The sequence below is a fragment of the Mesorhizobium sp. M1E.F.Ca.ET.063.01.1.1 genome (assembly GCF_003998155.1).
Taxonomy (GTDB): Bacteria; Pseudomonadota; Alphaproteobacteria; order Rhizobiales; family Rhizobiaceae; genus Mesorhizobium.
The window spans coordinates 1-1,849 of sequence record NZ_RZSC01000984.1; the positions used below are offsets into that span (position 1 = coordinate 1).

Below are 1,849 nucleotides of genomic sequence, written 5' to 3' on the forward strand. Positions count from 1 at the left end.
GCGCCGAGGCGACGGCAACGCCGCCGGCCGTCGCGCGCAGCGTGATCGTGTAGTCGCCCGGCTTCAGCGGGTCGTCGAGCACGATAGCGAAGGCGCCGTCGGGGCCGGCATCGGTCGAGCCGAGCACCGCCCCACCGTTCAGGATCTCGACCTTGGCATTGGGCGCGGCACTGCCGGCGACGACGATCGAGCCATTGCCTTCGACGCGCACGACATCGAAGGTCGGCAATGTCGGACCGGCAGCGGGCGCCTTAGCGGCCGGCGCGGATGCCGCCGGAGCCGTCGCGTTGTCCGCCGGCGCCATTGCGTTGTTGGCGGGTGCCATCTTGTTGGCCGGAGCCATCGTATTGTCGGTGCTGGCCGGAGCCTGCGTCTGCGGCAGGCGCGCCTCGGTGGACGTGCTGTTGGATTCAGCCGGCTTCGTGCCCGCCTGCGGAAGTGCCGCGACGTCTGACGGTTTCTGGTCGTTGATGTAAGGGCCGAGCGCGCCCGACCCGTAGGCGACCGCCGCGACGACGGCAAGGCCGCCCGCCGCGAACAAAAACGCCTTTGAAGCACTGATAGCCATAATCTTTTCTGCCCCCTTAGCCACCTAACGCCGGTCTAGCGTGTTTTATCAAGTGCTACAAGAAAAAGCCCGTCCATGGGCTTGACCACGCCGACCGTCCCCATCACCAATCATCGCCATGAACACGATTCGATCCGTCTGCGTCTATTGCGGTTCGTCTCCGGGCCGCGACGAAGCCTACGTCAAGGCCGGTCATCTGCTCGGCCGCTCGCTGGCGAAATCCGGCCTGCGCCTGATCTATGGCGGCGGCACCAAGGGGATCATGGGCGCCGTCGCCGACGGGGCGCTGAAAGCCGGCGGCAAGGTGACCGGCATCATCCCGCGCTTCCTGATCAACAGGGAGGCGACGGAAACAGCTCTCGACAAGCTCGACGAGCTTTTGATCACCGACAACATGCATGAGCGCAAGCACAGGATGTTCGAAAAATCCGACGCCTTTGTGGCGCTGCCGGGCGGCATCGGCACGGTCGAGGAGATCGTCGAAATCATGACCTGGGCGCAGCTCGGCCACCACCGCAAGCCGATCGTCTTCGCCAATGTCAAAGGCTTCTGGGACCCGATGCTTTCGCTGATCGAGCACATGGCGGAGGAAGGCTTCATCCACACCGCGCATCGGGTGAAGCCGCTTATGGTCAACGACCCCGAGGCCATCGTCGCCGCCATCATGGTGGCGGGTTCGTCGGTCGACGCGCCGACGGAGGGCGTGCAGGCGGTGATAGACAAGATGTAGGCAGTAGGGATTGGGCAGTGGGCAATAGAGACACAGCCCTACTGCCTACTGCCTACTGCCTACTGCCTACTGCCTACTGCCCTCCTCAAATCCGCAACCACCGCCCTCCGATCGTTGCGCCGCCAGGCGAGATGGATCTCAACACTGCGCTTGAACCAGGGAAGATCGCGGAAGACGATGCCGGCTGGCGCCGCGTCGCGCAGGCTTTCCTGCACCGTCGCCAGGCCAAGGCCGGCGCTGACCAGGCCGAGCGAGGTCAACGGGTCGGCCGTCTCATAGGCGATCTCGGGTACGAAGCCGGCCTCGATGCAGGCCGCCAGGAACTGGGCCCGGTTGGTGTCGTCCGGCTGGCGCACGACGGTGATCCAGACGCGGCCGTCGAGATGGCCGGGCCGGATGTCGGCGACACCGGCAAGCGGATCGCCCTCGGGTATCGCCAGAACCAGCGGCTCGCGACGCGCCAGCATGCTCTCGATATCCGGGTCGCCCTTCGGCGCCGGGGCATAGACGAAGCCAAGGTCGAGCGCTCGGCTTCGCAGATCCTCGAATTG

General features: G+C 65.6%; 3 protein-coding genes. 1 reads left to right on the forward strand and 2 read right to left on the reverse strand.

What is annotated here, in order from left to right; genetic code table 11:
• On the reverse strand, positions 1–568 hold a 568-nt coding region (locus EOA29_RS35085), incomplete at its 3' end, for an Ig-like domain-containing protein (protein WP_245468707.1).
• A 118-nt stretch (positions 569–686) separates the two neighbouring features.
• On the opposite strand from EOA29_RS35085, the gene EOA29_RS35090 reads away from it, so the two are divergent.
• Positions 687–1,298: a TIGR00730 family Rossman fold protein gene (locus EOA29_RS35090; protein WP_127222306.1), complete on the forward strand. Its 612-nt coding sequence runs from the start codon at positions 687–689 to the stop codon at positions 1,296–1,298.
• A 59-nt stretch (positions 1,299–1,357) separates the two neighbouring features.
• Here EOA29_RS35090 and EOA29_RS35095 read toward each other — a convergent pair.
• The coding region (locus tag EOA29_RS35095) for a LysR family substrate-binding domain-containing protein (RefSeq protein ID WP_189479095.1) at positions 1,358–1,849 on the reverse strand (492 nt) is incomplete at its 5' end.